This is a genomic window from Glaciecola sp. 2405UD65-10 (assembly GCF_048820975.1).
Lineage (GTDB): Bacteria > Pseudomonadota > Gammaproteobacteria > Enterobacterales > Alteromonadaceae > Glaciecola.
In genome coordinates this window covers 293,839-318,782 of the sequence record NZ_JBMEUF010000003.1, presented here as the reverse complement: position 1 = coordinate 318,782, position 24,944 = coordinate 293,839, and the positions used below count along the sequence as shown (strand labels likewise).

The 24,944-nt window shown below is 42.2% G+C and carries 23 protein-coding genes; 6 read left to right on the top strand and 17 right to left on the bottom strand.

Going from position 1 to position 24,944, the window contains the following annotated elements; all coding sequences use genetic code 11:
- Nucleotides 1-9 precede the first annotated feature (9 nt).
- Nucleotides 10-1,869 carry a 1-deoxy-D-xylulose-5-phosphate synthase gene (gene dxs / locus ACOI22_RS16635; RefSeq protein WP_420673260.1) on the top strand — a complete coding sequence of 620 codons (1,860 nt, stop codon included), beginning with the start codon at nucleotides 10-12 and terminating at the stop codon, nucleotides 1,867-1,869.
- Between the two features lie 37 nt (nucleotides 1,870-1,906).
- Here the strand turns inward: dxs and ACOI22_RS16630 are convergent, their stop codons facing one another.
- From ACOI22_RS16630 to lpxD, 10 genes are all read right to left on the bottom strand, one after another.
- The gene (locus tag ACOI22_RS16630) at nucleotides 1,907-2,389 is read right to left on the bottom strand and encodes a phosphatidylglycerophosphatase A (protein ID WP_420673259.1); all 483 of its coding nucleotides are present in this window, start codon (nucleotides 2,387-2,389) and stop codon (nucleotides 1,907-1,909) included.
- Nucleotides 2,390-2,419: 30 nt separating this feature from the next.
- A complete protein-coding gene (gene thiL, locus ACOI22_RS16625) occupies nucleotides 2,420-3,394 on the bottom strand; it encodes a thiamine-phosphate kinase (protein WP_420673258.1) in 975 nt (324 codons plus the stop codon).
- Nucleotides 3,395-3,397: 3 nt separating this feature from the next.
- On the bottom strand, nucleotides 3,398-3,820 hold the full coding sequence (gene nusB / locus ACOI22_RS16620; RefSeq protein WP_420673257.1) for a transcription antitermination factor NusB: 423 nt from the start codon (nucleotides 3,818-3,820) through the stop codon (nucleotides 3,398-3,400).
- Nucleotides 3,821-4,297 (bottom strand): 6,7-dimethyl-8-ribityllumazine synthase, encoded by a 477-nt coding sequence (ribE, locus tag ACOI22_RS16615; RefSeq protein WP_420673256.1) that lies wholly within the window; start codon nucleotides 4,295-4,297, stop codon nucleotides 3,821-3,823. It lies immediately after the preceding gene.
- Nucleotides 4,298-4,389: 92 nt separating this feature from the next.
- Complete coding sequence (gene ribBA / locus ACOI22_RS16610; RefSeq protein ID WP_420673255.1) at nucleotides 4,390-5,496, bottom strand: bifunctional 3,4-dihydroxy-2-butanone-4-phosphate synthase/GTP cyclohydrolase II; 1,107 nt, start codon at nucleotides 5,494-5,496, stop codon at nucleotides 4,390-4,392.
- Nucleotides 5,497-5,532: 36 nt separating this feature from the next.
- Nucleotides 5,533-6,192, bottom strand: a complete 660-nt coding sequence (locus ACOI22_RS16605; RefSeq protein ID WP_420673254.1) for a riboflavin synthase — start codon at nucleotides 6,190-6,192, stop codon at nucleotides 5,533-5,535.
- A gap of 37 nt (nucleotides 6,193-6,229) precedes the next feature.
- The gene (gene ribD / locus ACOI22_RS16600; protein WP_420673253.1) at nucleotides 6,230-7,366 is read right to left on the bottom strand and encodes a bifunctional diaminohydroxyphosphoribosylaminopyrimidine deaminase/5-amino-6-(5-phosphoribosylamino)uracil reductase RibD; all 1,137 of its coding nucleotides are present in this window, start codon (nucleotides 7,364-7,366) and stop codon (nucleotides 6,230-6,232) included.
- A complete protein-coding gene (gene nrdR / locus ACOI22_RS16595) occupies nucleotides 7,359-7,811 on the bottom strand; it encodes a transcriptional regulator NrdR (protein ID WP_420673252.1) in 453 nt (150 codons plus the stop codon). Before nrdR ends, ribD begins: the two co-directional genes overlap by 8 nt.
- Before the next feature lie 127 nt (nucleotides 7,812-7,938).
- Nucleotides 7,939-9,195 (bottom strand): serine hydroxymethyltransferase, encoded by a 1,257-nt coding sequence (glyA, locus tag ACOI22_RS16590; protein ID WP_420673251.1) that lies wholly within the window; start codon nucleotides 9,193-9,195, stop codon nucleotides 7,939-7,941.
- 154 nt (nucleotides 9,196-9,349) lie between these two features.
- Nucleotides 9,350-10,363 (bottom strand): UDP-3-O-(3-hydroxymyristoyl)glucosamine N-acyltransferase, encoded by a 1,014-nt coding sequence (gene lpxD, locus ACOI22_RS16585; protein ID WP_420673250.1) that lies wholly within the window; start codon nucleotides 10,361-10,363, stop codon nucleotides 9,350-9,352.
- A 229-nt stretch (nucleotides 10,364-10,592) separates the two neighbouring features.
- Between lpxD and ettA the strand changes: the two genes are divergently transcribed.
- Nucleotides 10,593-12,257, top strand: a complete 1,665-nt coding sequence (gene ettA, locus ACOI22_RS16580) for an energy-dependent translational throttle protein EttA (RefSeq protein ID WP_420673249.1) — start codon at nucleotides 10,593-10,595, stop codon at nucleotides 12,255-12,257.
- A 71-nt stretch (nucleotides 12,258-12,328) separates the two neighbouring features.
- Here the strand turns inward: ettA and radA are convergent, their stop codons facing one another.
- Nucleotides 12,329-13,708 carry a DNA repair protein RadA gene (gene radA / locus ACOI22_RS16575; RefSeq protein WP_420673248.1) on the bottom strand — a complete coding sequence of 460 codons (1,380 nt, stop codon included), beginning with the start codon at nucleotides 13,706-13,708 and terminating at the stop codon, nucleotides 12,329-12,331.
- 105 nt (nucleotides 13,709-13,813) lie between these two features.
- Between radA and ACOI22_RS16570 the strand changes: the two genes are divergently transcribed.
- Nucleotides 13,814-16,282: a PilZ domain-containing protein gene (locus ACOI22_RS16570; RefSeq protein WP_420673247.1), complete on the top strand. Its 2,469-nt coding sequence runs from the start codon at nucleotides 13,814-13,816 to the stop codon at nucleotides 16,280-16,282.
- 10 nt (nucleotides 16,283-16,292) lie between these two features.
- On the opposite strand, the gene serB is transcribed toward ACOI22_RS16570, so the two are convergent.
- Nucleotides 16,293-17,345, bottom strand: a complete 1,053-nt coding sequence (gene serB, locus ACOI22_RS16565) for a phosphoserine phosphatase SerB (protein WP_420673246.1) — start codon at nucleotides 17,343-17,345, stop codon at nucleotides 16,293-16,295.
- Between the two features lie 156 nt (nucleotides 17,346-17,501).
- Here serB and ACOI22_RS16560 point away from each other — a divergent pair, with 156 nt between their 5' ends.
- Nucleotides 17,502-18,104 carry an AhpA/YtjB family protein gene (locus tag ACOI22_RS16560; protein WP_420673245.1) on the top strand — a complete coding sequence of 201 codons (603 nt, stop codon included), beginning with the start codon at nucleotides 17,502-17,504 and terminating at the stop codon, nucleotides 18,102-18,104.
- 20 nt (nucleotides 18,105-18,124) lie between these two features.
- Here ACOI22_RS16560 and ACOI22_RS16555 read toward each other — a convergent pair whose 3' ends face one another.
- Nucleotides 18,125-19,375, bottom strand: a complete 1,251-nt coding sequence (locus ACOI22_RS16555; protein WP_420673244.1) for a DEAD/DEAH box helicase — start codon at nucleotides 19,373-19,375, stop codon at nucleotides 18,125-18,127.
- Between the two features lie 290 nt (nucleotides 19,376-19,665).
- Here ACOI22_RS16555 and ACOI22_RS16550 point away from each other — a divergent pair, with 290 nt between their 5' ends.
- A complete protein-coding gene (locus ACOI22_RS16550) occupies nucleotides 19,666-20,907 on the top strand; it encodes a DEAD/DEAH box helicase (protein ID WP_420673243.1) in 1,242 nt (413 codons plus the stop codon).
- A gap of 94 nt (nucleotides 20,908-21,001) precedes the next feature.
- A complete protein-coding gene (locus tag ACOI22_RS16545) occupies nucleotides 21,002-21,823 on the top strand; it encodes a zinc-dependent peptidase (RefSeq protein WP_420673242.1) in 822 nt (273 codons plus the stop codon).
- A 7-nt stretch (nucleotides 21,824-21,830) separates the two neighbouring features.
- On the opposite strand, the gene ACOI22_RS16540 is transcribed toward ACOI22_RS16545, so the two are convergent.
- From ACOI22_RS16540 to rnc, 4 genes are read right to left on the bottom strand one after another with little or no spacing between them, the layout of a single operon-like run.
- Nucleotides 21,831-22,664 carry a TatD family hydrolase gene (locus tag ACOI22_RS16540; RefSeq protein WP_420673241.1) on the bottom strand — a complete coding sequence of 278 codons (834 nt, stop codon included), beginning with the start codon at nucleotides 22,662-22,664 and terminating at the stop codon, nucleotides 21,831-21,833.
- Between the two features lie 55 nt (nucleotides 22,665-22,719).
- Nucleotides 22,720-23,361 (bottom strand): pyridoxamine 5'-phosphate oxidase, encoded by a 642-nt coding sequence (pdxH, locus tag ACOI22_RS16535; protein WP_420673240.1) that lies wholly within the window; start codon nucleotides 23,359-23,361, stop codon nucleotides 22,720-22,722.
- A complete protein-coding gene (era, locus tag ACOI22_RS16530; protein WP_420673239.1) occupies nucleotides 23,358-24,260 on the bottom strand; it encodes a GTPase Era in 903 nt (300 codons plus the stop codon). Before era ends, pdxH begins: the two co-directional genes overlap by 4 nt.
- Nucleotides 24,253-24,930 (bottom strand): ribonuclease III, encoded by a 678-nt coding sequence (gene rnc, locus ACOI22_RS16525; protein ID WP_420673238.1) that lies wholly within the window; start codon nucleotides 24,928-24,930, stop codon nucleotides 24,253-24,255. The genes era and rnc overlap by 8 nt, the downstream gene beginning before the upstream one ends.
- Nucleotides 24,931-24,944 lie beyond the last annotated feature (14 nt).

Sequence of the window (24,944 nt, the reverse complement as noted above, 5' to 3'; positions counted from 1 at the left end):
ACTATACACATGAGTCTTGATTTAACACATTATCCGCATTTGGCCTTAGCTAATTTACCTAGCGATTTGCGCCAGCAACCTAAATCGAAGCTCAAAAACACGGCCGATGAATTACGCCAGTTCCTACTTAATTGCGTAAGCCAAAGCAGCGGACATTTTGCCTCAGGTTTGGGTACAGTAGAACTAACAGTTGCTTTACATTACGTGTACAACACCCCTTTTGACCGCTTACTATGGGACGTGGGCCACCAAGCTTACCCGCATAAAATTTTAACAGGTCGGCGCGATAAGATGACCACCATTAGGCAAAAAGGAGGGCTTCATCCCTTCCCTTGGCCTCCTGAAAGCGAATATGACACCTTTGCTGTAGGGCATTCATCAACGTCAATAAGCGCTGCCTTAGGTATGGCTATTGCGGCTGAAAAAGAAGACAAAGGCCGAAAAGTGGTTGCCGTAATAGGCGATGGCGCAATGACGGCCGGTTTAGCCTTTGAGGCCTTAAACCACGGTGGCGATTTAAACAAAGATTTATTAGTTGTGTTAAATGACAATGAAATGTCTATTTCTGAAAACGTGGGCGCATTAAACAGCCATTTAGCGCGTTTACTTACCGGCAATTTCTTTAATTCTATCCGCGACGGCGGTAAGAAAATTTTATCAAGCGTACCGCCTATTAAAGAATTTGCTAGTAAAGCAGAAGAGCACATCAAAGGCATGGTTGTGCCTGGTACTATCTTTGAAGAACTCGGCTTTAATTACATTGGTCCAATTGATGGGCACGACGTAAATGGCTTAGTAGATACGCTAAGTAACATGCGCAACATGAGCGGACCTAAAATATTGCATGTGGTCACGAAAAAAGGAAAAGGCTACCAACAGGCTGAGCAAGACCCTATAAAATGGCATGCTGTCCCTAAATTTGATCACACCACAGAAAAATTACCTACGGCTAAGCCCAGCGCACCTACATATTCAGCCATATTTGGCCAGTGGTTATGTGACATGGCCGCTAAAGACAGCGACCTAATAGCCATAACGCCAGCCATGCGTGAAGGCTCTGGTATGGTTAAATTTTCACAAGAATTTCCTGAACAATACATAGATGTAGCCATAGCGGAACAGCATGCTGTTACCCTAGCGGGTGGCTTAGCGCGAGAGAATAAAAATGCCATTGTGGCAATTTATTCAACCTTCCTACAGCGTGGATACGATCAACTGATTCACGATGTGGCCTTACAAGAATTACCGGTATTGTTCGCAATAGACCGAGCAGGTATTGTTGGTGCCGATGGCCCTACGCATCAAGGTGCGTTTGACATAAGCTTTTTACGCTGCATCCCTAACATGATTATTATGGCGCCTGGCGATGAAGCCGAATGCCGCAATATGTTGTACACAGGGCATATAGCTAATAAACCAGCAGCAGTGCGATACCCGCGTGGCTCAGGCATGGCCGTTGATGCAACAAAACCTATGCAAGCCTTAGAAATAGGTAAAAGCCGCAGTTTAAGAAACGGTGAGAAAGTGGCTATTTTAAACTTTGGTGCCCTACTACCTGAAGCTATTGAAGCCGCAAATAAACTCAATGCAAGTTTAATAGATATGCGCTTTATAAAACCACTTGATGCCGAAGCTGTGTTAGACGCAGCTAAACAGCACGAATTACTAGTTACTCTTGAAGACGGTGCTATTATTGGTGGGGCTGGGCATGCGGTGATGCAATGTTTACAAGAAAATAAAGTGTTAGCTCACGTACTTAACTTAGGTTTACCCGATGAATTTGTTATGCAAGGTACTCAGCAAGAAATGTATAGCGAATTAGGTATTGATGCTAAAGGAATAGTAAAGGCAGTTAAAGACTTCTTTTAAGGGCTTTTGAGCCCTTAAAAGGCTTGCTTAAGTGTTTTTAAGGTAAAAGCCAGTAGATGCCATGAAGGCATGCCAGTGCCATTACGCCTGCCACTAAGTCATCTAACATGATGCCCCAGCCGCCGTGTATGTTTTTATCAATAAAGCTAATGGGCCACGGCTTTAAAATATCAAAGAAACGAAACAACACAAATCCAAGTAGCACGCTATGCCAGCTTAAAGGGATAGCAATAAACACTATCATCATACCGGCTATTTCATCCCAGACTATTGCGCCATGGTCATGTACGTCTAAATCTGCGCTCACTTGCTCGCAAATTCTAATGCCAATAATAGCGGCAATGAGTGTCACAATAATAAATAGAGATATAGGAAGATAACTCATTGCTAGTATAAGCGGAATAGCAGCAATAGAGCCCATAGTGCCTGGCATAAAGGGAATTAAACCTGAACCGAAACCAAAGCCTAAAAAGTGATAAGGATTCCGTAGATTAACTTTTGCGCGTAAAATTTTGTCCATTGCTCTGCATTATTAAATTTAAGGGGTCAATTAGAAATGCAGGTAGCCTGCGGCATTACTTACTTCAAGCTCGTATGGTTTATCATCTAAACGAAGGTCAACTTTACCCACTGCGCCGGTCATCATGCCTATATTGGCGTAGTCAATACCGTAATTATCTAGGGCCGTTAGTACACTTGTACGATGCTCTTCTGATACGGTAAACAATAATTCGTAATCATCACCGGCGGTTGTGGCATACGCTAACGCTTGTTTTAAATCAGTTACGTTAGTACCCAATTGTTCAGAAATAGGCAATTTTTCTAAATGGATGATTGCTCCTGTACTCGATGCTCGCATAACGTGCTGCAAATCTTGCAACAAGCCATCAGAAATATCGATACATGAGGTCGCCAATCTTCGCAAAGTAGTTCCAGCAAGTACTCTAGCGCTTGGGCATGAATGTCTATTCACCAAATACTCGCGCGCCGCGCTATCGCTAACTTCAAGCTTGCCAAGTAAAATATCAAGGCCAGCTCCAGCATCACCTAAACAACCGGTTACAAATATCCAATCACCAGCATTCGCACCTGAGCGCGTTAATATACTCTGTGGTGGCACTATGCCTTGTGCGGTAATGGTAATTGATAAAGGCCCTTTAACAGTGTCTCCACCTATTAATTGAACCGAATAATAATCACTTAATTCAATTAACTTATCAGAGAATTGTTGCAGCCATGTTTCATTAGCCTCAGGCAGCGACAAAGACAAACTTATCCAACTTGGTTCAGCGCCCATAGCCGCCAAATCACTCAAGTTTACAGAAATAGCCTTGTGCGCAATATCACTTGCTTTTGTGCCAGCAAGGAAATGCACGCCTTCTACTAGGGTATCAGTTGTGGTTGCTAGCAGTTGGTTTTCAGGCACTTGGGTAATAGCTGCGTCGTCTCCAATGCCAATAATCACGTCTTTTCGGGCAATATTTGACGACGCAAAGTAGCGCTGAATTAAATTGAATTCATTCAAAACTTAGCTTCTTTCGTCTTTACGAAGTGTTTTTACAGCTTTATCAAGCGCGCCATTAATAAATTTATGGCTATCTTCGGCACCAAATGATTTCGCTAGCTCAATTGCTTCGTTTATTACCACCTTGTATGGTGTATCCATACGAAGTGTTAATTCAACAGTAGCTAAACGCATAATAGCTTTTTCGATAGGATCCATTTCTTCCGGCAACCTTCCTAAATAAGGCTTATACGCTTTATCTAGGGCTTTAACATCAGCGCTAGCGCCTTGCAAAATGGCTTGAAAATATTCCATATCGACTTTGCTCATGTCGTTAGTGGTAACTATGCTCAACTCAACTTGAGACATATCATTACCACTCATTGACCATGCATACAAAGCTTGTAACGCAAGCACGCGGGCTTGCTTTCTATGAGCTGGTTTCACTTATAGCGCCTCGTCAATAGCCGCTAATACGTTAACCATTTCAAGTGCACCTAACGCAGCTTCTGAACCTTTGTTTCCGGCTTTAGTACCAGAACGCTCAATAGCTTGTTCAATAGAGTCAGTCGTTATAACACCAAATGATACAGGAAGCGTTGCATCTAAAGAGACTTGAGCAAGGCCTTTGTTACACTCACCCGCTACGAAATCAAAGTGAGGTGTACCGCCACGAATTACAGCACCTAATGCAATGATGCCATCAAATTTACCACTAGCAGCCGCTTTTTTAGCTACAATTGGCAACTCATAAGCACCGGGTACGCGAATTACAGTGATGTCGTCAGTGTTAACTTCACCGTGACGCTCTAAAGTATCCAAAGCGCCGTCAAGCAAACTTTCTACAACAAAGCTGTTGAAACGAGAAACAATAACAGCAAATTTCTTACCTGTTGCGCGAATGTTACCTTCAATAATGTGCATTTATATGTGCTCCTATAAAAATCGGCGCGAATTGTAGCACAAGCCAACGCCCTTTAGTGTACTTTTTAGTACAAATGTTCAACAAGTTAAATTTATTTTTCGTCGTGTATATATTCTACAACTTCAAGACCAAAACCTGACAAAGCAGAATATTTAACGGGCTTACTTAATAAACGCATTTTCTTAATACCCAAACTAGCGAGTATTTGACTTCCCACACCTACAGTACGCGATGAACCTTCCCACACTTTGCCTTTAGCAATGCTGTTGTTGTCTTCCGCTTCAAATTGTTTGACTTGTGATTCAAGATCTTCTTTTTTACCTAATACAACAATAACGCCATTTTCTTTCGCAATACGTTGCATAGCGCTGTCTAAAGACATAGACCTATTAATAGCACGTGTAGAGCCTAAGAGATCACTTAAAGAGTTTTGCAAATGCACTCTCACCAAGGTCGGCTCAAGTTCACTAATTTCACCTTTTTGCAAAACAAAGTGTATTTGTTCATCAATCACATCTTTATAAGTGGTTAAGGTGAACTCGCCGTGCACGGTAGGCAATTTACATCTTGCCACTTTTTCGATCGTAGTTTCATTTAAATTACGATACTCAATCAAATCAGCAATAGTGCCAATTTTTAAGTCATGTTGCTTAGCGAACTCTTCAAGTTCAGGGCGTCTTGCCATGCTACCATCAGGATTAAGTATTTCGACAATCACACCGGCTGGCTCGCAACCTGCTAATCTGGCTAAATCAACACCGGCTTCAGTATGGCCCGCACGATTTAGTACCCCTCCCTCTTTTGCAATTAATGGGAAAATATGGCCGGGTTGAACAATAGATTCACTGGTCGCATCTTTTGCTACTGCAGCTAGCACTGTTTTTGCTCTGTCGGCAGCTGAAATACCGGTGGTCACACCTTCTGCCGCCTCAATAGAAACCGTAAAATTAGTTGAAAACTGTGCGCCATTATTATCTACCATAAGGGGTAGCTTTAAGGTTTCACAACGCGCTTGCGTCATAGGCAAACAAACTAAACCGCGTGCATGGGTAACCATAAAGTTAATGGCTTCGGGCGTTACGTGCTCGGCCGCCATGATCAAATCGCCTTCATTTTCACGGTCTTCGTCATCCATTAAAATGACCATTTTGCCCAATTTAATGTCTTCTAATATTTCTGCCGTTGTATTTAATGCCATTGCTTATCCGTTATTGTTGTTCGTAATTATTGATTATTATTTTAAATAGCCGTGCTGCGCTAAAAATTCCATACTAATATCTTTCTTGGTAGGCTCAGCGGCTTTATCACCTTGCAATAAGCGCTCTAAGTAACGCGCAATTACATCAACTTCTAAATTAACCTTTGAGCCTGCCGTGTAAGTGCCAAATACGGTTTCTTGCAGTGTATGGGGAATTAGCCATAGCATGAATGATGCACCGTCTACCTCGTTTACGGTTAAGCTTACGCCATCAACCGTTATTGAGCCTTTATGCGCTATGTACTTTGCAATTTCGCTAGGCGCTTTAACCCAAACTTCAATATAGTTTGTGTGTTTATTGATTCTTTCAACTGCACCCACGCCATCTACATGCCCACTCACAATATGGCCACCAAAGCGACTATCAGCGCGCATGGCTTTTTCTAAATTGACTTGTGTATTAGTTCGGTAATCGGCAAAGGCGGTGTGCTTTATTGTTTCGGAAGATACGTCTGCCGCGTAATAATCTTGCCCCATGTCAACCACGGTTAAACAAACACCGTTAGTTGCAATGCTATCACCCAAATGCACATCAGCCATATCTAGCTTACCCACGTTAACAACTAGCCGATAGTTGTCACCTAAGTCAGTTAAGCTCGAAATGGTTCCTACTGATTCTATAATACCTGTGAACATGTTTGTGTAATAACCTCTTCAGCGTAATTTATTGTCTTCAATTAAAACGAATGGTGGTGCGTATGTCAGGCCCTACTTTTGTAAGGTCAGTAATTTTGCCTTTACGAGCGTTTGACAAAACTTGTGGTGACGTAAAATTAGTCAAGTGCCTACCTTGCTTACCTAGTAAAACAGGCGCTTGATAAATTATCAATTCATCTACCAAGTTATGATCTAACAAGGCACCGCTCAAACTCGCCCCGCCTTCTACCCATAGCCTATTAATTTGTAATTCGCCTAAGGATGACATAAGCGCATGTAAATCAACAAATTCTCTACTGCCGCCCTTTATACTTGGCAACTGTTTTTGCGTAACTTGCGCATGATTTAAATTTTCATTATGCGCAAGATTATAAACTAAGCTTGGGTGGGCGTCGTTAAACAATTTATAGGCCTTAGCGTTAAGGCGATTTTGGCTATCAATAATAACACGCAAGGGTTGTTGCTCTCGCCATAGAAATTGCTCAGCAATGGCGCTTTCTAGTTCATTTACTCTTACATTAAGTTGGGGGTTATCAGCAATAACGGTATCAGCACCTGATAAAATAGCACATGAACTGGCGCGCTGAGCCTGAACATCACGCCTTGCTTGCGGGCTTGTAATCCATTTGCTTTCGCCGTTTTCTAATGCGGTTTTACCGTCTATGCTAGCGGCAAGTTTTACAGTTACGAAGGGCTTATTGTTATGCATTCTATGAAAAAAGTGTTCGTTAAGCTTTTTCCCTTGCTCTTCCATTAAACCTGATTGAACTAAAATACCCGCCTGTTCAAGTATTGCGATGCCTTTGCCAGCCACTTTAGGATTAGGATCGGTGCAAGCAATAACAACACGCTTTACTCCCGCATTCACCAGCGCTTTTGCACATGGCCCTGTTCTGTTGGTATGCGCACACGGCTCAAGTGTTACGTAAGCACAAGCATCTTTTGCCAATGTGCCAGCTTGCTGTAAAGCGTTAACCTCGGCATGGGCTTGCCCTGCTTTAACATGAAAACCTTCGCCTACTACTTGCTTATTTTCGCCTACAATTACGCAGCCAACGTGAGGGTTGGGTGTTGTGGAATAAGTACCCTTTTGCGCTAAGCGAAAAGCCAATGCCATCATTTGTGCGTCAAAAGGGGTAAATAAATTAGTCATCTGATAAACGAGCTATTTCTTCGCCAAACTCTTTGACGTCTTCAAATGAGCGATAAACAGAAGCAAAACGCACGTAGGCGACTTTGTCGAGTTTTTTCAGTGATTTCATAATTAATTCACCAATAAACTCGCTGCTCACTTCGCGTTCACCCGTTGCACGAAGCTCAGATTTAATTTTAGCAATGGTTTGATGTACTGATTCGGTGCTTACTGGGCGTTTTTCTATTGCGCGCTGCAGGCCAGCGGCAAGTTTATCTTCGTTGAAAGGCTCGCGAGTTAAGTCACGCTTAATTACTTTAGGCATCACCAACTCAGCCACTTCAAAGGTAGTGAATCTTTCAGTGCACTCTAAACATTGGCGTCTGCGCCTAATTTGCTCACCGCCAGCCACCAATCTAGAATCAATCACTTTGGTTTCTTGGGCACTACAAAATGGACAAAACATGGCACATTACTCCTAGTATTTTAGCGCTCACGGGGTAAAAACACGCTTTTACAAAACGCTTCCCGTGGTATTAAAAAACAACAAAGCCGGATTACTCCGGCTTTATTTTTAATCTTGAATCTCTGTATTAGCCATATACAGGGAACTGTTCACATAAAGTAACAACTTCTTTGCGCACGCGCTCTATCACGCTTTCATCGTTAATGTTGTCAAGCACATCACAAATCCAGTTTGCTACCTGCGATGCTTCAGCTTCATTAAACCCTCTGCGTGTTATTGCAGGTGTTCCTATTCTAAGACCACTTGTTACAAATGGAGAGCGAGGGTCATTAGGTACTGAATTTTTATTAACCGTTATGTTAGCACGACCTAGGGCTGCATCGGCATCTTTACCTGTAATTTCTTTATTGATTAAGTCCAATAAGAACAAGTGATTTTCTGTACCATTTGACACTACAGTATAACCACGATCTTGCAGTACTGAGCACATTGCCTTGGCATTTTTTAACACTTGTTCTTGATACGTTTTAAACTCAGGCGCTAAGGCCTCTTTAAATGCAACCGCTTTAGCCGCAATCACGTGGCACAAAGGGCCGCCCTGATTACCTGGGAATACTGAACTATTTAATTTTTTATAAATAGTCTCATCGCCACACGCTGATAAAATCAATCCACCACGAGGGCCGCCAAGCGTTTTATGAGTAGTAGTGGTTACCACATGAGCATGAGGAAGCGGGCTTGGGTATATACCCGCCGCGACTAAACCAGCAACGTGAGCCATATCAACCAACAAGTACGCGCCTACTTTATCAGCAATTTGTCTAAAACGAGCCCAGTCAACAATGCCCGAATAAGCTGAGAAACCACCAATAATAAGTTTTGGCTTATGCTCAAGAGCTAAAGCTTCAACGTTGTCGTAGTCAATTACACCCGTTTCAGGGTGTAATCCATACTGAACTGCGTTGTATGTTTTACCTGAAAAGTTAACATGAGAGCCGTGAGTTAAGTGGCCGCCATCAGCTAAGCTCATACCTAATACGGTATCGTTAGCCTCAATTAAGGCCATAAACACGGCTGTATTGGCTTGTGAACCGGCATGTGGTTGTACGTTTGCGTAATCACAATCAAACAATTCTTTTGCGCGGTCAATAGCTAATTGCTCGGCTACATCTACATGTTCACAACCACCGTAATAACGTTTACCTGGGTAGCCTTCTGCATATTTATTAGTTAACTGAGAGCCTTGCGCTTCTAATACGCGAGGGCTGCAGTAGTTTTCAGATGCAATTAATTCAATGTGATGTTCTTGACGCTGCTTCTCTGCCTCCATAGCTGAGAACAACTCAGGATCAAAATCGGCGATATTCATATTGCGTGAAAACATAAAAGGCTCCTATGGGCGCTAAAGTGTGTAGCGAATCAAAAATAAGGGTATAAAAACGCCGATATTGTAGCGTTTTTATTCACTTTGTATAGTGGCTATTCTGAATAACTAATAGCCATTGTGTAAACTTGCTGAATTTCTTTATGCGCGGTGTTTACTTTGCTTGCTCTAAACGTTTAATTCTTTCTATCATTTTTGATAGTTGGCGGCTATAAACCGTATTTTTCTGCCACTCTTTGCTAGGTAAAGCAGGCATTCCCGATGAATACACACCGGCTTCTTTAATAGATTTCGTTACCATAGAGTTGCCGGTAATTTGTACTTTATCGGCAATATCAATGTGCCCATTTATAGCGCAGCTTCCAGCAATAACCACATATTTGCCAATAGTTGTACTGCCGGCAATACCCGTGGCACCACATATACAAGAGTGGTCACCCACTTCTACGTTATGCGCAATATGCACTAAGTTGTCAATAATCACGTTTTTACCAATAATGGTGTTGTCTAAAGCGCCTCTATCTATGGTGCAATTGGCACCAAATTCTGTATCGTCGCCCACCGTTACGGTACCTGTTTGAGGTATTTTTACCCACTGGCCTTTGTCATTAGCATACCCGAAGCCGTCACTTCCTATTACGGTGCCACTATGAATAGAAACGCGATTACCTAACTCCACTCTATGGTATATGCACACATTTGCGCGCAAGTTAACGCCATCACCTAAAATAGCGCCCTCACCTACAAAGCAATTAGGACCAATAACACAGTCATTGCCTATTTGTGCGTTTTGCGCAATTACGGCTCCGTGTCCTACACTCACATTGGCGCCAAGTGTAGCGCTTGAATGTATTGTGGCGCTGCTTGAAATATCGCTAGCTTGCACAGGCGTGTTATCAAGTAATTGTGCGGCCTTCGCAAAGCCTACATAAGGGTTTTCAACTATAATTGCGTTGCCTTGGTAAGCTTCGGCATCTTTAGCACCTAAAATAACGCCACCGGCTTTGGTATTGGCAAGATCTTTTGCATATTTACTATTTGATAAAAACGACATTTGATGCGCTTGTGCTGTTAGCAAATTTGCCATTTCAGCTATTTGTGTAGTTTCGTCACCTTTAACGGTGCCACCAATGTGATTAGCAATTTGAGCTAATGTCATCATCGACATATTGCATTCCTATATAAAATGTAAATTTAAAGACTGTTTATGCGCTAATGGTAACACATTTTTTTTCACTTACTTAAGCGAGTAATCTAGACTACAATACTGCCCTTAGCATTTGACTACACCGAAAGGTTAAGGTCATTATGAACAGCGCTTAAATGCAGGAAAACCAATAAGATCACTGCACGAGCGCTCTCAATATCACGTCAATAAAATAGGTACTTACATTCGCATGGCTCAATACGTATACAGTATGCATAGAGTGGGCAAAATTGTTCCACCGAACCGACACATTCTTAAAAATATTAGCTTAAGTTTTTTCCCTGGCGCAAAAATAGGCGTACTTGGTTTAAACGGAGCTGGTAAATCAACCTTACTTAAAATTATGGCCGGCATTGATACCGATATTGAAGGTGAAGCAAGGCCCCTTACTGACTTAAAAATTGGTTACTTACCGCAAGAACCGAAGCTTGACGAAACAAAAGATGTACGTGGCAATATTGAATTGGCAGTAGCTGATGTAATGGATGCGCTTAAACGTATTGACGCAGTATACGCCGCGTATGCCGAGCCAGATGCTGACTTTGACGCCTTAGCAAAAGAGCAAGGCGAACTTGAAGCCATTATTCAATCTAAAGATGGTCATAACATTGATAACGTCCTTGAGCGTGCTGCCAATGCTTTGCGCTTACCGCCTTGGGATGCCGATGTAACTAAGCTGTCAGGTGGTGAGCAGCGCCGTGTTGCACTGTGTAAACTGCTACTTGAAAAACCTGAAATGCTGTTGCTAGATGAACCTACCAACCACCTAGATGCAGAATCGGTGGCGTGGCTTGAGCGCTTCTTGCATGACTACGAAGGCACGGTAGTGGCTATTACCCATGATAGATATTTCCTTGATAACGTAGCGGGATGGATACTAGAACTTGACCGCGGTGAAGGTATTCCATGGGAAGGTAACTATTCGTCATGGCTGGAACAAAAAGATGCGCGATTAGAGCAAGAAGAACGCGCTGAAAACGCTCGCCAAAAGTCAATCAAGCAAGAACTTGAATGGGTACGTAGCAATCCGAAAGGCCGCCAAGCGAAAAGTAAAGCGCGTATGTCACGCTTTGAAGAGCTCAATACCGGTGATTACCAAAAACGTAACGAAACCAATGAGCTGTTTATCCCGCCGGGAGAACGTTTAGGTGACAAAGTAATTGAAGTACAGCATCTTAAAAAGTCATATGGTGACAGGCTATTAATTGATGACCTATCATTTACGGTTCCTAAAGGCGCAATTGTAGGCATAATTGGCGCTAACGGCGCGGGTAAATCAACCCTATTTAGAATGCTTACCGGCAAAGAGCAAGCTGATTCAGGTGAAATTGTAATTGGTGATACCGTTCAAATTGCGAGTGTTGAGCAATTTAGAGATCATATGGATGATACTAAAACAGTATTTGAAGAGCTTTCTGAAGGCCAAGACATTATTAAAATTGGCAACTTTGAAATAAACAGCCGCGCTTATTGTAGCCGCTTTAACTTTAAAGGCTCTGATCAGAAGAAGTTCATAAAAGACTTATCAGGTGGTGAGCGAAATCGAGTGCACTTAGCCAAACTATTAAAGTCAGGTGGTAATACACTTTTACTCGATGAGCCAACCAATGATCTAGACGTTGAAACCTTGCGCGCACTTGAAAATGCCATTTTAGAATTTCCTGGCTGCGTATTAGTTATTTCGCATGACCGTTGGTTCCTTGACCGCGTGGCGACTCATATTCTAGATTATAGAGATGAGGGTAAAATTAATTTCTACGAAGGTAACTACACTGATTATGCCGCATGGTTGAAAGATACCTACGGACAAGATGTGGTAGAACCGCATCGTTTAAAGTACAAAAAAATTGGCTAGCATTAAGCCCATATCAATAAAAAAGGCGGTAGTGAAAACTACCGCCTTTTTTTATACCTATATATGCTGTCCTAGGCTATTTTTTCTATTAATTCATGCACGGTTTTAACGGGAATAATAGTTGCGCCCAAGCCCTCCATTGTTTTGTGGTAGTTTCTATGTGGGATATAAATTTCAGTAAAACCATGTTGCGCCGCTTCTTTCACACGCGGAACACCGCTATCAATAGGGCGAACATCGCCATTTAAGCTAAGCTCTCCCATAATGCAGGAGCTTCTTGGAATAACAAACTCGTTTAGTGAACTTAGCAACGAGGCAACCAATGCTAAGTCAATACAGGTTTCTGACTCATCAATTTTTAAACCGCCAACAATATTGAAGAAAGTATCATGGTATATTTTTGTTTTGGTATGCTTACGCAACACGCCTGTGAGCATTTTGATACGGTTCATGTTCAAACCCACGCATACACGTTGAGGATACTCTGCTTCGGTTTCTGTGGTTAAACACTGAATTTCTAAAAGCAGGTTTCTATTCCCCTTACGAATACAGGTAATAGTTGCCCCCGGTGATGCGGTAGATGAACCCGATAAAAATATTTCGCTGGGATTATCTACACTCAACATGCCGCGTTCGCTCATGCGAAATATCCCCACTGTGTCTATATCCCCGAAACGGTTTTTATTCGCTCGTAAAGTGCGGATTTGCCCATCGTTAGTATCAATATGCAGCAGGGCGTCAACAATATGAACCAATGTTTGCGGCCCAGCAATTTCATTATTTTTGTTCACGTGCGCAATAATGAACATGGTCACATCATTTTGCTTGCAGTACTGAGTAAGCGCTTGTGCCGCGGTTTTTACTTGCGAAGGTGAACCAGGGCTACCGTTCGCAGCGTCGGTAACGACTGCCTGAATGGAATCTATTACCGCAAATTTGATTTGATGGGTATGAAGCTGTTCAATAATCGCTTCAACACTGGTTTCAGATAATAAGAACAGTTGATCTTCGTTATAAGCAAGCTTTAACCTATTCACCCTGTTTTTAAACTGCGATAACGACTCTTCAGCGGTACAGTACAATGACGCCATTCGCTGCGACATACGTGCCACTAGATCAGATAATAAGGTTGTTTTTCCAGCACCTGGATCGCCCGAAATGATATTAACTGAGCCTGTTGTCATGCCACCGCTGAGTACGCGGTCAAGTTCACCAATGCCCGTTAAGCTTTTTTCTGCTTCTACTGAGGCGACTTCATTTATTTTTTTAGCACCGCCAGAGCCTGCGCCTGCGTATCCCGCTACCGCTGAGGAGCGCTTCGCGCCTTTGGTTGCAGGCTCAATTGTAAACTCCTTTAATGAGTTCCAGGCGCCGCAAGTGCACTGCCCTTGCCAACGTGCGTGCTCTGCGCCGCAATCTTCGCATACAAATGCCGTCTTTCTTTTTGCCATCTATTATTTAAACCCTTTCGCGCTAAATTGCTTTTTATTGAAGTTTACGCGTAAACTCCTAAAAGAAAATCGAAAACTTTCCGATAATATAAAAATATGGAATCCTTGTTCACAAATAAACTCATACCTCAGCAAGACGACTTACTGGCTTATAGGCCAATAATAGAGTCGTTAGCGCCTATGGTAAATCGCGCAAGTTTTAACGCCGAATTTGACAGGCGCACTAACGCGATCGCGTCTGATACCCGCTTTTTAGTTAAAATGGAAATTAAGCGACTCGCCAAACCTTGCATTCGTTCTATTGATTTGCGCACGGTTGTTAAAGATGATTGCCGATTATTTCAGCATCATGGCGTTGCGCATTATTTAAATGTTAACGGAATTTTGCTTTTTGAGAAACTGGTAAAGCGATACGGTGAATATACCTTTGGGGTTTATGAAGCTGTTATAGCTGAAGCACAACGCGAAAAGCGCCAATTAATGGATACGCAAAAACGCGGAACCGCCATGGTTGAACTAAGCATGCCTGATGAAAAATACATCACGCCCTGCCAAGACTTACTCAACTACCCTATTCGCAAACAAGAACGTTTAAATTATGTGACCCCCATTGAAGTGTTTTTTGCTGATAACAGCAGCGCGCATGCCAGTACGCTGGACATTTCCGGCCATGGCCTGCGTATTCGCTTAAAAGATGCTGAGGTGCTAAGCAAAATTAAAGCAATAGAGCCTTTGTATGTGGTATTTAGGGGTTTGGATAAAAATCATGGTTTAAGCCGTGAATCTATAGAGTACCAAGTACTTAATATAAGCGGTGATCAAGACAAAGCTTCGGTACATTTGTATCGAGATGGTTCTTTAAATCCCTTGTTTGATGAGTTTGTAGTCGATTTAATTAAACTACATAAGCATCGCTATAAAGTGAACCTAGATAACGTTGAAATGGCAATGGCGAGTAAAATTTACGAGCAAAGCTTTGCCAACAACACCCCTAGCCTGCCGGTATTCGTATGCCGTGATAAGAACGATTTCTTTTATGCAAAGTATGCAAGCATCAACACCAATAATAAGCCTATACTCGATTATTGGATGGATGAACGCGGTAATCAGCTAATAGGATTTATGTTAAATCCTGCTCGTATTCACAAGCTAATGAACGCTAACAGCGCTTACCCCCATGTAACTATTTATAGTTTTAACCACGTAAAAGACGAAAAAACCTATTTTTACTCGGCGTCTGAACACGATCTCGCAAAATATCCTGAACTTAAAACAACATTCTTTAGTTATGGATCACGCAAAGCGAGCTGGCGAGTATTTCATGTGACCATTACCGATGTTAAGCCTAACGATGGCTTTTCACCTAGCTCTATTCCCGATGGCGTTAGCAAAAAAACGGATCGCCTTAATCGCGCTATGACGCCAAGGCTAACCGCCAAGTTAAGCCCTATAAGCGCCATGCTCAGTGTGACCGATATTACGAGTGAAACAGCGCAAGAGTGTTATCAAATACGCAGCCTTCATAAACATAAGATAAAGCTTCTCAAAGCCTTCGGTCACGCACGCAATAAACTACCTGAGTTGGTTGAGGCGTATCGTCACAAGCAAAAAGAGCTGCGCAGACAAACTCGTTATATACTAAGAACGCCCGTTATTTTGCAAACGAATACGCAATATATTCAGGGTATTACAGAAGATATATCAGTAAGCGGTTTGAAAATTGAATTAGACGAGCCTTTTATTCAGCGTTTAAACACTAAAATTGAAGTCACTTTCATTAAACTTCAGGAAATTACCGCACAGTTTGAGCTTAAAAATCTGCATTACCGTGTAGTGCATATTAATATTGATAAACACGTAGTGCATCTTCAAGCTATTTCGATGGATGAAATGAGCGTGGCTGAGTCATTCTTTAGCCAATTAATCACCAACAATTTTGATAGACTCACACCGGTGAATCCCGATGAATCGGTTCCGGGCATCAGTATGGCCTTGCGCAATATTCATTCGAAAAACAGCCCGCAATTTTGCACCTACGTTGAGAAAAAGATGCAGGGTTTCTTGCCGTCTATGTCAACCGTGAGCCAAGTACGCGCAGAATGGATGGACTTTCTTCACCATAATAAAAGTTTATCGCAGGTAAATTTAAGCTGGCTTTACCAAGATATTGATAACGGAAAAGACTTTGTTAATCAGGCCCTAAAACTACTTAAAATAGATCCAAGGCCTACCAAAACTGAAATTTTTGTTGCCAACCCGAACCGTAAAAGTGCGTCGTTAAATGCGGTAAAAGCATTGTGGCAGTATCAGTTCCCGCATCATAGAGCTAGGCAAAGCTTTATTAAAACCGCGCTTGTGAATGGCTCATTCTTAGCGTTTAGCGTAACAATAAACAAAGCGCTAAAACCTGATTTAGAAAAAATCGAGCAAGAGCTACTCTATTTAAGCCAGCACGCTATTCATAAAGCCACCTACTTTGAAGAGCGCATGTGGGATATAGCGGGTGCGCTATTTTTAACTGACATTACCAGCGAAGTGCTAGCACGATACAATATTGAAGCACCCAGCGAATAGCGTATGTACTTCACTGTTTTAAGCAGTAAAGTAGCCCCTCAAAGCCGCAATATTGAATACTTGCATCAGCCTGCGCCTTTACCTTCGGCTTGGCTTTATACGCTACGCCCAGTTGAGCGGCTTCCATCATGAGTAAGTCATTAGCACCATCACCAATAGCCACTGTTTGTTGCTCTTTAATTGCATGAATGCGCTGTTGCTCTAATAAAATGCTACGCTTCATTTCACCGTTTACAATGTCACCTTCAACGGTGCCATTTAAGGTGCTGCCATTTATGCCTAGGGTATTACTAAACGCTTCGCTTAACTCAAAGGTCTCTTTTAAATAATTAGCAAAATAGGTAAAGCCGCCTGAAGCGATGACCGTTTGCCAACCATTGGCTTGCAATATTCGCATGGTTTTTGCGAAACCGGGATTTACCGGTAAACGCGCTTTTAATGAAGCGAGTGCATCAACTTCGATTCCTTTTAAGCAATCTACCCTAGCAAATAAGCTTTGGTTAAAATCAAGCTCACCGCGCATAGCTCGTTCAGTTAATTCGCTTACCTTTTCGCCCACGCCAGCTAGCGCTGCTATTTCATCAATACATTCCATATTGATGATGGTTGAGTCCATGTCCATAACAAGCAAGCCCGCTTGCTTTAAATCTACCTGACTCACCGCGAAGCAATCTACAAAAAACGCCGTTGATATCTCACTTAAATAAGAGGTACTTAGCAGTGAATCTGTACCACTATGGTGTAAGTTAACTATAACGGCTTGTTGGGCAAACTCTTTGTGCAAAGGATGAAGAGAAAAAGTAAATACGTTAACGCTTGGAAAGTACTGCTTAATCATTGCATTTAAGCTAGAAATATTAATGGCTTGACCCACCACCACCATGGCTTCACTTGTAGCAAAATGCTGAGCAGGTGCATGTGCTTTTGCAAGTAGTTCCCACTGCTTTTCTGGTGTAAATTGTAATGTTGAATCAGTTCGATTTAAAAGCTCAATAAGCAAGGCGGTTTGATGCGAAGTTTCAGGCGAAAAGCCTACTGATAATGGGTTTTCAGGCGATAACAAAATTAGCTCCAACAAAGGTGAAAAGCAGGTTCTTTTATAGGACGAACATAATACCTATTTCATGTTCACTGTAAACAAGTGCTTGGCAAATATCCGTTTTTACACTATGGTCAGATAACACAAGCTAGGGCAATTTGTGCAATAAATTAGGCTTTTATGCAAAAAAACGTTACCCACAATTATTCAATATTTAAGCGTATATCTACCCTGATATTGCTGCTTGCGTGTGTGGCTATTGCTGTAAACTTGTATTTAATGCACGAGCGCAATGCAAACCAGTGGTACTCTGTTGAATCAGAGCAGGTGGGCAGAAGTTTAACGCAACAAGCTGCCAAATTAGTTGCTGCCCCACTAGCTAGTGAAGATGAAGACTTGCTCGCGCAATATATTGAATTGGTTAATCAAGGGGTGTTTGTACAAGATGCCGTGCTGTTTAATCAATTTGGCGTGCGATATGCGCAACAAGAAACAGCCTTAAGTGTGCTTGATATTATGCGCCAGCAAGAAATTGAGCCGCTAGTATTTGTTGAAGATATTGTTATTAACGGTGAACTTATTGGCTACATCAAATTGGTTTTAGATAAGCAAGCCGTGACGCATCATCACCGTTCATTTAACCGCAATCAAATGTCGCAAACCATCTTAATTGTTATTCTAAGTATTATTTGTGCAGGTTTGGCAACGCGCTTATTTTATAAAATGCGTGAAGGCTATCGCATTAAAAAAGGACACGATCCAAGTAGCGCTTGGCCTACTTGAACCGTACTATTTACTCTTCTTTATTTACGGCCCTTTCTAGCGCTTAAGCTATCACCTGTTATACGAGTGCGCGTAGCTTTATTACTGCGGCTTGGACGGCCATTTTTAGAAATACTTTTCAATAAGCTTTGGCGGTCACTTACTTCAAACCCACGTTTAACCACCCGTTGAATGCTGGTCCCAATTAGGCCTTCAATACGGCTCACAGTGCGTTCTTCTTCTCGGCTAACAAACGATATAGCATTCCCTTTATTGCCCGCACGCCCTGTTCGGCCAATTCTATGCACGTAGTCTTCAGGTAAATAAGGTAAGTTAAAGTTAACCACGTAATCAAGCCCTTGAATATCAAGCCCTCGAGCAGCTACTTCAGTAGCAATTAACACCTGCAACTTAGCTGACTTAAAATCAGCTAAGGCGCGGCGGCGAGACCCTTGGCTTTTATCACCATGGCAAACAGCAGCATCGACTTTACTTTGCTTAAGGCTGGCCATTAATTTATCAGCTTGTTCTTTAGTAGCGGTAAACACTAATACTTGAAACCAGTTTTGCTCTTTCAATAAGGTGTTAAAAAGTGCAATTTTACGCGACTCTTCCACCGGATACATTACATGGTTAACGGTATCTGCCGTAGCATTCGCTTTACTAACACGAATTTCTTGATGATTGCGCAATATGCTATGACACAATTCATTTACCGCACCTGAACTTGTTGCAGAAAACAATAAGGTTTGACGTTGCTTAGCGGTATGTTGAAATATATTTTGCACATCGGCAATAAAGCCCATATCTAACATTCTGTCAGCTTCATCAAGTACCACAAATTCTGCGCCGGCTAAGGTCACGTTATTTAGGGCCATGTGCTCTAATAAACGCCCAGGCGTTGAAATAAGAATATCAACACCGGCTTTTAACTTATTCGCTTGCCCGCCCATTTTAACGCCACCATACAATGCCGTAACGCTTAATGGTGTAAATTGAGCGTAAGCCGAAATGGTGTCGCATAGTTGCTCGGCTAACTCTCGTGTTGGCGTTAAAATAAGAGCGCTTGGTCGGCCTGGTACGCAAGGTAATTGCTTATCTAGCATCTGCTGTAAAATTGGCAATGCAAAGGCGGCGGTTTTGCCTGTTCCAGTTTGCGCATGAACGAGCAAATCACGGCCTTTACGCGCTTTGGGTATGCTTTGTTCTTGCACGGGGGTCATATCGGTATACCCGCAAGCTTCTATTGCACGATGTAAGGGTTCGGCTAATGATAAGGTAGAAAATTTCATAAAAAGTCCTCTGTAACTGGCGTAAAGTTTTGCAGTGGTTTAGTGAATAATAAAGCAAAAAACCAAGCTACAGTTAAAAAATGAGGGCGGAATATACAGTATTTTGGCCCGTTAGGCGAAACTAATTGGCGTTTTTCTGCACAATACTTCACTCTATCACGAATTGTTTATAAAACAGGCAGTAAAAAAAACCGTTAGCACGCTTACTCTAAACGAATACAACTAGCCCTATTGGTCATAAATGATATACTTGGCGCGTTTTTTTCTAGCTAATGTAAGTGAGTATTACCATGTCGTTTCAGTCATTAGGTTTGCACCCTAAGCTCCTTAGTGCTCTGCACAAAAAAGCTTACAACACGCCAACACCTATTCAGACTGCAGCTATCCCGCTAGTGATGAACAAGCATGACATTATGGCGGGTGCACAAACGGGCACGGGTAAAACGGCAGCCTTTGCATTGCCGTTATTGCATGACCTTATTACAAACGCTGATAACCATCCCCTCCCTGGCATTAAAGTATTGGTATTAACCCCCACACGGGAGCTTGCGCAACAGGTACATTCCAGTTTTGTAGAATATAGTACAGGCTCGTCTATACAATGCGTGGCGACATATGGCGGTGCAAGTATCAATCCGCAAATTGAAAAGCTAAGCGCTGGTTGCGAGGTACTCGTTGCCACACCAGGAAGGTTGCTTGAGCTGCTTTTTAAGCAACTTATTCATTTAGATGATGTCAAAGCGTGGGTACTTGATGAGGCCGACAGAATGCTCGACATGGGCTTTATGCCTGATATAAAGCGCATATTGCCTTACTTACCGCAAAATAAACAAACGCTTTTATTTTCAGCGACCTTAAATAAGGAAATCACCGGGTTTAGCAATCTGTTTATGACCAAGGCAAAGCTTGTTGAAGTTGATAACCGCAACGCTAGCGCTGATAAAGTCGAACAAACTATTTATCAAGTTGATAAAGCCCAAAAAAGTGCGGCCTTGTCTTATTTAATTGGCTCAAGAAATTGGCATCAGGTTTTAGTGTTTACGCGCACTAAAATAGGGGCTGACGAACTTGCTAAAGAAATGAAGAAAGACGGTATCACTGCGCAATCTATTCACGGTGATAAATCACAAGGCGCTCGAGAGCGTGTGTTAGCTGATTTTAAAGAGAGAAAAATACGTGCTTTAGTTGCCACCGACGTTGCCGCACGAGGGATTGATATTGAACAGCTTGAATATGTGGTAAACCATGAACTTCCCTATAACGCTGAAGACTATATCCATAGAATAGGAAGAACTGGCCGTGCTGGCGCGGCGGGCTTAGCGGTATCGTTGGTAGCAAGCAAAGAACAATATTTATTAAAAGACATTGAAAAATTGCTTGGCATAAATTTTATGCCCCAATGGTTAGAGGGTTTTGAACCTTCACAAGATGCGATTGAGCAAGAACAAAACAAACGCAAGCCATCAAAAAAATCATTAAGAAACAAAGCACTTTCTGGCAAAGATAATAGAAAACCACGCCGAAGACGATAGAGTGGCGTCTAAATTCGCCTCTTTCCCCTTGATTTAATCGCCTGCGCACCAAGATCTTATACAGTCTCATTTATTGTAAGTTTTTGCACACCTAATGCACACATACCTTATCCCCATATTTATCGCTATTGTTATTATTACGCTTATTTTAGGCAAGCCATACTGGCGAGAATACAAACGCAGCAAGGTGAAAAAACGCGTATTCACAAAGCCATGGCGTGAAATTTTACAAAGGCGTATGCCCTATTTTCGAAATATGCCAGCCCATTTACAGCTACAGCTGAAGCAACATATTCAAGTGTTTATTGCTGAAAAGCGTTTTATTGGTATTAATGGCGTGCAAATTAATGATGAAATTAAAGTGACTATTGCGGCGCAAGCATGCTTGTTATTGCTAAACAGAAAGACCGACTACTACCCTAAGTTACGTACCATTTTGATTTATCCTAGGGCTTTTACTAAACAGCACAGCACCATGCACGCAAATGGTACAGAAGAAAGCCAGCAGTTAGCCATGGCTGGAGAATCATGGGGATATGGCAAGGTAGTGTTGTCATGGCAAGATACGGTTGAAGGCGCGCGTGATGTTAAAGACGGGCACAACGTTGTGATCCATGAATTTGCTCATCAACTTGACCAAGAAGATGGACATGCCAATGGTGCGCCTATTCTTGGAAAAGACCAAAACTACCAAACATGGTCAAGTGTGTTGTCTCAGGGCTTTGAAAAACTGCAGCGCGAAGCCCATTATAATTCGCCGTCAATATTTGATTATTACGGCGCGACAAATCCTGCGGAATTTTTTGCCGTGGCAAGCGAAGTCTTTTTTGAAAAGTCTCGTGAGCTTCATCGCGAAGAACCTAAGCTTTATGAGCAGTTGTCTATATTTTACCGAGTCGATCCGGTAAGTTGGTAAACGATACTTAGTTTGCCTCGGTGGCTAAAAAAGTATTTGAATAGTTGATGGTAGTTTGAGAAACCACTTCGCTAACCTCACAGCCTTGTAAACACGCCAGAGCACTTGCAACAAGAGGCAGCCTTGCGGGTGTATTCATTTGTCCTTGATAGCCTTGTATTGGCATGTCGGGCGCATCAGTTTCAAGCAAAAGGTGCTCAATTGGGGTTTGCGAAATAGTATGGCGCGTTTTCACGGCTCGTTCATATGTTATGGTGCCCCCCACGCCTAATTTAAAACCTAAATCAATATAGGTGTTAGCAATATGCTCACTGCCGCTGAATGCATGGATAACACCGCCCTGTTTAAACCTAGCGTTCTTTATTAAGCGAATAAGCTCGTTGTGCGACTTTCTATGATGCACAATAAGCGGTTTATTTAACGATTGTGCAAGCTCAATTTGTTGCTTGAACACGTGTTCTTGATAGCCCATTGGTAAAGCCAAGCTAGCATCTAAACCGCATTCACCCACTGCCACAATTTTGTCTTTGTACTTTGCGCCTAACTCCAATAACTGCTTATGCTGATGGTGAAGTTCGTTATTATTTAACTCTCCCATAAAATAGGGGTGTAAACCTAAGGCTATATCAATATGAGGAAGTGCTAATTGAGGGAAATTTTCTTGTTCTGCTTTGCTAGTTCGCTGACGTTCTTCACTCAATTCAATGAGCTTAGGAAATTGTGCAATACTTAAACCGGGAACTAGCAAACGGGTCACGCCTGCTTTTGCGCATTCAATCAGAGTGTTGTTACGTTTGTTATCAAATGCGCTTAAATCGAAATGGCAATGACTGTCTATCATACTCATTCACCCTTATTGCCATTTCATTTACGAATATAAAAGCAAGTCACTTAAGCTAAGGCATTAAGCGAGCGGTGCTCCATTCGTTGTTATCGTTTTTGTTGTATTCAAAACGGTCATGCAAGCGGTGCTCACCGCCCTGCCAAAACTCAATCTGATGCGGCCTAACAATATATCCTCCCCAAAAGTCAGGCACAGGAATTTCTCCGTGTGCAAACTTTTCTTTCATTTGCTTAAACTGAGTAAGCAATAACTGACGGGTAGAAATAACTTGGCTCTGTTTTGAAGCCCAGGCGCCTAGTTGACTATCTTTCGGGCGTGAGAAAAAATAACGGGCAACATCTTTGCGAGACAACAAACTTGCCGTACCACACACTCGTACTTGTCGTTCTAAAAAATACCAAGGAAAATGTAAGCTAATCTTACTATTGTGGGCCAATTCTTTGGCCTTTCTGCTTCCTAAATTGGTATAGAAAACAAAGCCTTCGTCACTCACATCTTTTAGCAAAACAATACGTTGGCTAGGCTGCCCTGTTTCATCTACGGTGGCTACCGTCATCGCGTTAGGATCGGGTAGTTCAGCTTTAATCGCATCATCAAGCCATTGCTTAAACAAATCCATGGGATTCGCCTTAAGCGCTTCAGTATCTAGGCGGCCGCGCGTGTATTCCTTACGAAAATCCTGCAAGGGTTTCATCGATAATCTTCCTCGTAACCTAGGGATCTTAATGCTCGTTCGTCATCTGCCCAGCCAGATTTCACTTTCACCCACAGCTCCAAAAATACCTTATTATCAAACAAGGCTTCCATGTCTTTTCTAGCTTCTGCGCCCATGGTTTTAATATGCGAACCATTTTTCCCAATAATCATGGGCTTTTGACTGGCGCGCTCAACTAAAATTAGGCCGTGAATGTGGTATACACCGCTTGACGTTAATTTAAATTGCTCTATTTCAACAGTAACAGAATAAGGTAATTCATCACCGGTAAAGCGCATTAATTTTTCGCGAATAATTTCAGCCGCCATAAAACGGCTTGAGCGGTCAGTCACGTATTCTTCTGGGAAATAAAAATCACTTGGCGGTAGTTGTGAGAAAATGAGCTGGCGCAAGTTGTCTACTTGCTTTCCTTGCTTAGCTGAAATAGGCAATACATGTTTAAATGTATGTAAACCGTGCAATCTTTTTAAGCAATCAAGTAACTCACCTTGTTCAGGCACTTTGTCAATTTTGTTGACTACCAACCAACATTCTTTGCCCGATTGTTTTATTTTATCAAGCACTAAGTCGTCATCGTCAGTCCAGCGCGTACCCTCAACCACAAACAATACTAGGTTAACATCGGCAAACGAACTTGCGGCCGCTTTGTTCATTAAACGGTTTATTGCTCGGCGTTCGTCAGCGTGAAGCCCTGGCGTATCTACGTATACTGCTTGTCGATTATCTAGGGTATCAATACCCATAATTCTATGGCGAGTGGTTTGAGGCTTGCGCGAGGTAATGCTTACCTTTTGCCCGAGTATTCTATTTAATATTGTAGATTTACCTACGTTAGGTCGCCCTACTATGGCTATCATGCCACAAAATTGTTCAGTCATTTTTTATCTTCTCTAGCACTAACTTTGCAGCTTCTTGCTCTGCAATACGGCGGCTTCTGCCTTCGCCACTTTGCTGTAGTTTTAGTGCGGGTACGTCACATATTACTGTGAAGGTTTGAGCGTGGTCCTTGCCCGAAATATTGCTTACTTGATAATCGGGTAACGCCATTTGACGAGATTGTAAGTATTCTTGCAATTGTGTTTTGTTATCTTTTATTTGAACTTTGGGATCTAATTTAGTGATTCGTTCAGCAAACAGCTTATCAATAGTTGCTGTAGCACTTTCAAGGCCTGAATCTAAATATATTGCACCAATAATGGCTTCTACGGCATCAGCTAAAATAGAATCACGACGATGCCCGCCACTTTTTAGTTCGCCGGGGCCTAATTTGATCAAGCCGCCTAAATCGAGCTCTCGTGCAACCTTGGCAAGAGTTTCACCTTTAACCAAATTTGAACGCATTCGCGTTAGTTTACCTTCTGGTAAATCAGGAAATTTTTCGTAGACTCGTTGCGCTATTACTAGGCCAAGTACAGCATCGCCTAAAAATTCCAAACGCTCGTTGTGTTTTTTAGACGCACTTCGGTGGGTGAGCGCTTGTTTGAGAAGCGCATCATCTTTAAATTGATAATCTATTTGCTTAAGCAATTTAATATGTGGATTAATCAACCCGTACCTCTGTT

Bases quoted from the DNA above. Each gene is read 5' to 3' on its own strand.
- dxs (WP_420673260.1), top strand. From the start codon at position 10: ATGAGTCTTGATTTAACACATTATCCGCATTTGGCCTTAGCTAATTTA.
- ACOI22_RS16630 (WP_420673259.1), bottom strand. From the start codon at position 2,389: ATGGACAAAATTTTACGCGCAAAAGTTAATCTACGGAATCCTTATCAC.
- ribE (WP_420673256.1), bottom strand. From the start codon at position 4,297: ATGCACATTATTGAAGGTAACATTCGCGCAACAGGTAAGAAATTTGCT.
- ribBA (WP_420673255.1), bottom strand. From the start codon at position 5,496: ATGGCATTAAATACAACGGCAGAAATATTAGAAGACATTAAATTGGGC.
- ACOI22_RS16605 (WP_420673254.1), bottom strand. From the start codon at position 6,192: ATGTTCACAGGTATTATAGAATCAGTAGGAACCATTTCGAGCTTAACT.
- ribD (WP_420673253.1), bottom strand. From the start codon at position 7,366: ATGACTAATTTATTTACCCCTTTTGACGCACAAATGATGGCATTGGCT.
- nrdR (WP_420673252.1), bottom strand. From the start codon at position 7,811: ATGTTTTGTCCATTTTGTAGTGCCCAAGAAACCAAAGTGATTGATTCT.
- glyA (WP_420673251.1), bottom strand. From the start codon at position 9,195: ATGTTTTCACGCAATATGAATATCGCCGATTTTGATCCTGAGTTGTTC.
- lpxD (WP_420673250.1), bottom strand. From the start codon at position 10,363: ATGTCGATGATGACATTAGCTCAAATTGCTAATCACATTGGTGGCACC.
- ettA (WP_420673249.1), top strand. From the start codon at position 10,593: ATGGCTCAATACGTATACAGTATGCATAGAGTGGGCAAAATTGTTCCA.
- radA (WP_420673248.1), bottom strand. From the start codon at position 13,708: ATGGCAAAAAGAAAGACGGCATTTGTATGCGAAGATTGCGGCGCAGAG.
- ACOI22_RS16560 (WP_420673245.1), top strand. From the start codon at position 17,502: ATGCAAAAAAACGTTACCCACAATTATTCAATATTTAAGCGTATATCT.
- ACOI22_RS16555 (WP_420673244.1), bottom strand. From the start codon at position 19,375: ATGAAATTTTCTACCTTATCATTAGCCGAACCCTTACATCGTGCAATA.
- ACOI22_RS16550 (WP_420673243.1), top strand. From the start codon at position 19,666: ATGTCGTTTCAGTCATTAGGTTTGCACCCTAAGCTCCTTAGTGCTCTG.
- ACOI22_RS16545 (WP_420673242.1), top strand. From the start codon at position 21,002: ATGCACACATACCTTATCCCCATATTTATCGCTATTGTTATTATTACG.
- ACOI22_RS16540 (WP_420673241.1), bottom strand. From the start codon at position 22,664: ATGATAGACAGTCATTGCCATTTCGATTTAAGCGCATTTGATAACAAA.
- pdxH (WP_420673240.1), bottom strand. From the start codon at position 23,361: ATGAAACCCTTGCAGGATTTTCGTAAGGAATACACGCGCGGCCGCCTA.
- era (WP_420673239.1), bottom strand. From the start codon at position 24,260: ATGACTGAACAATTTTGTGGCATGATAGCCATAGTAGGGCGACCTAAC.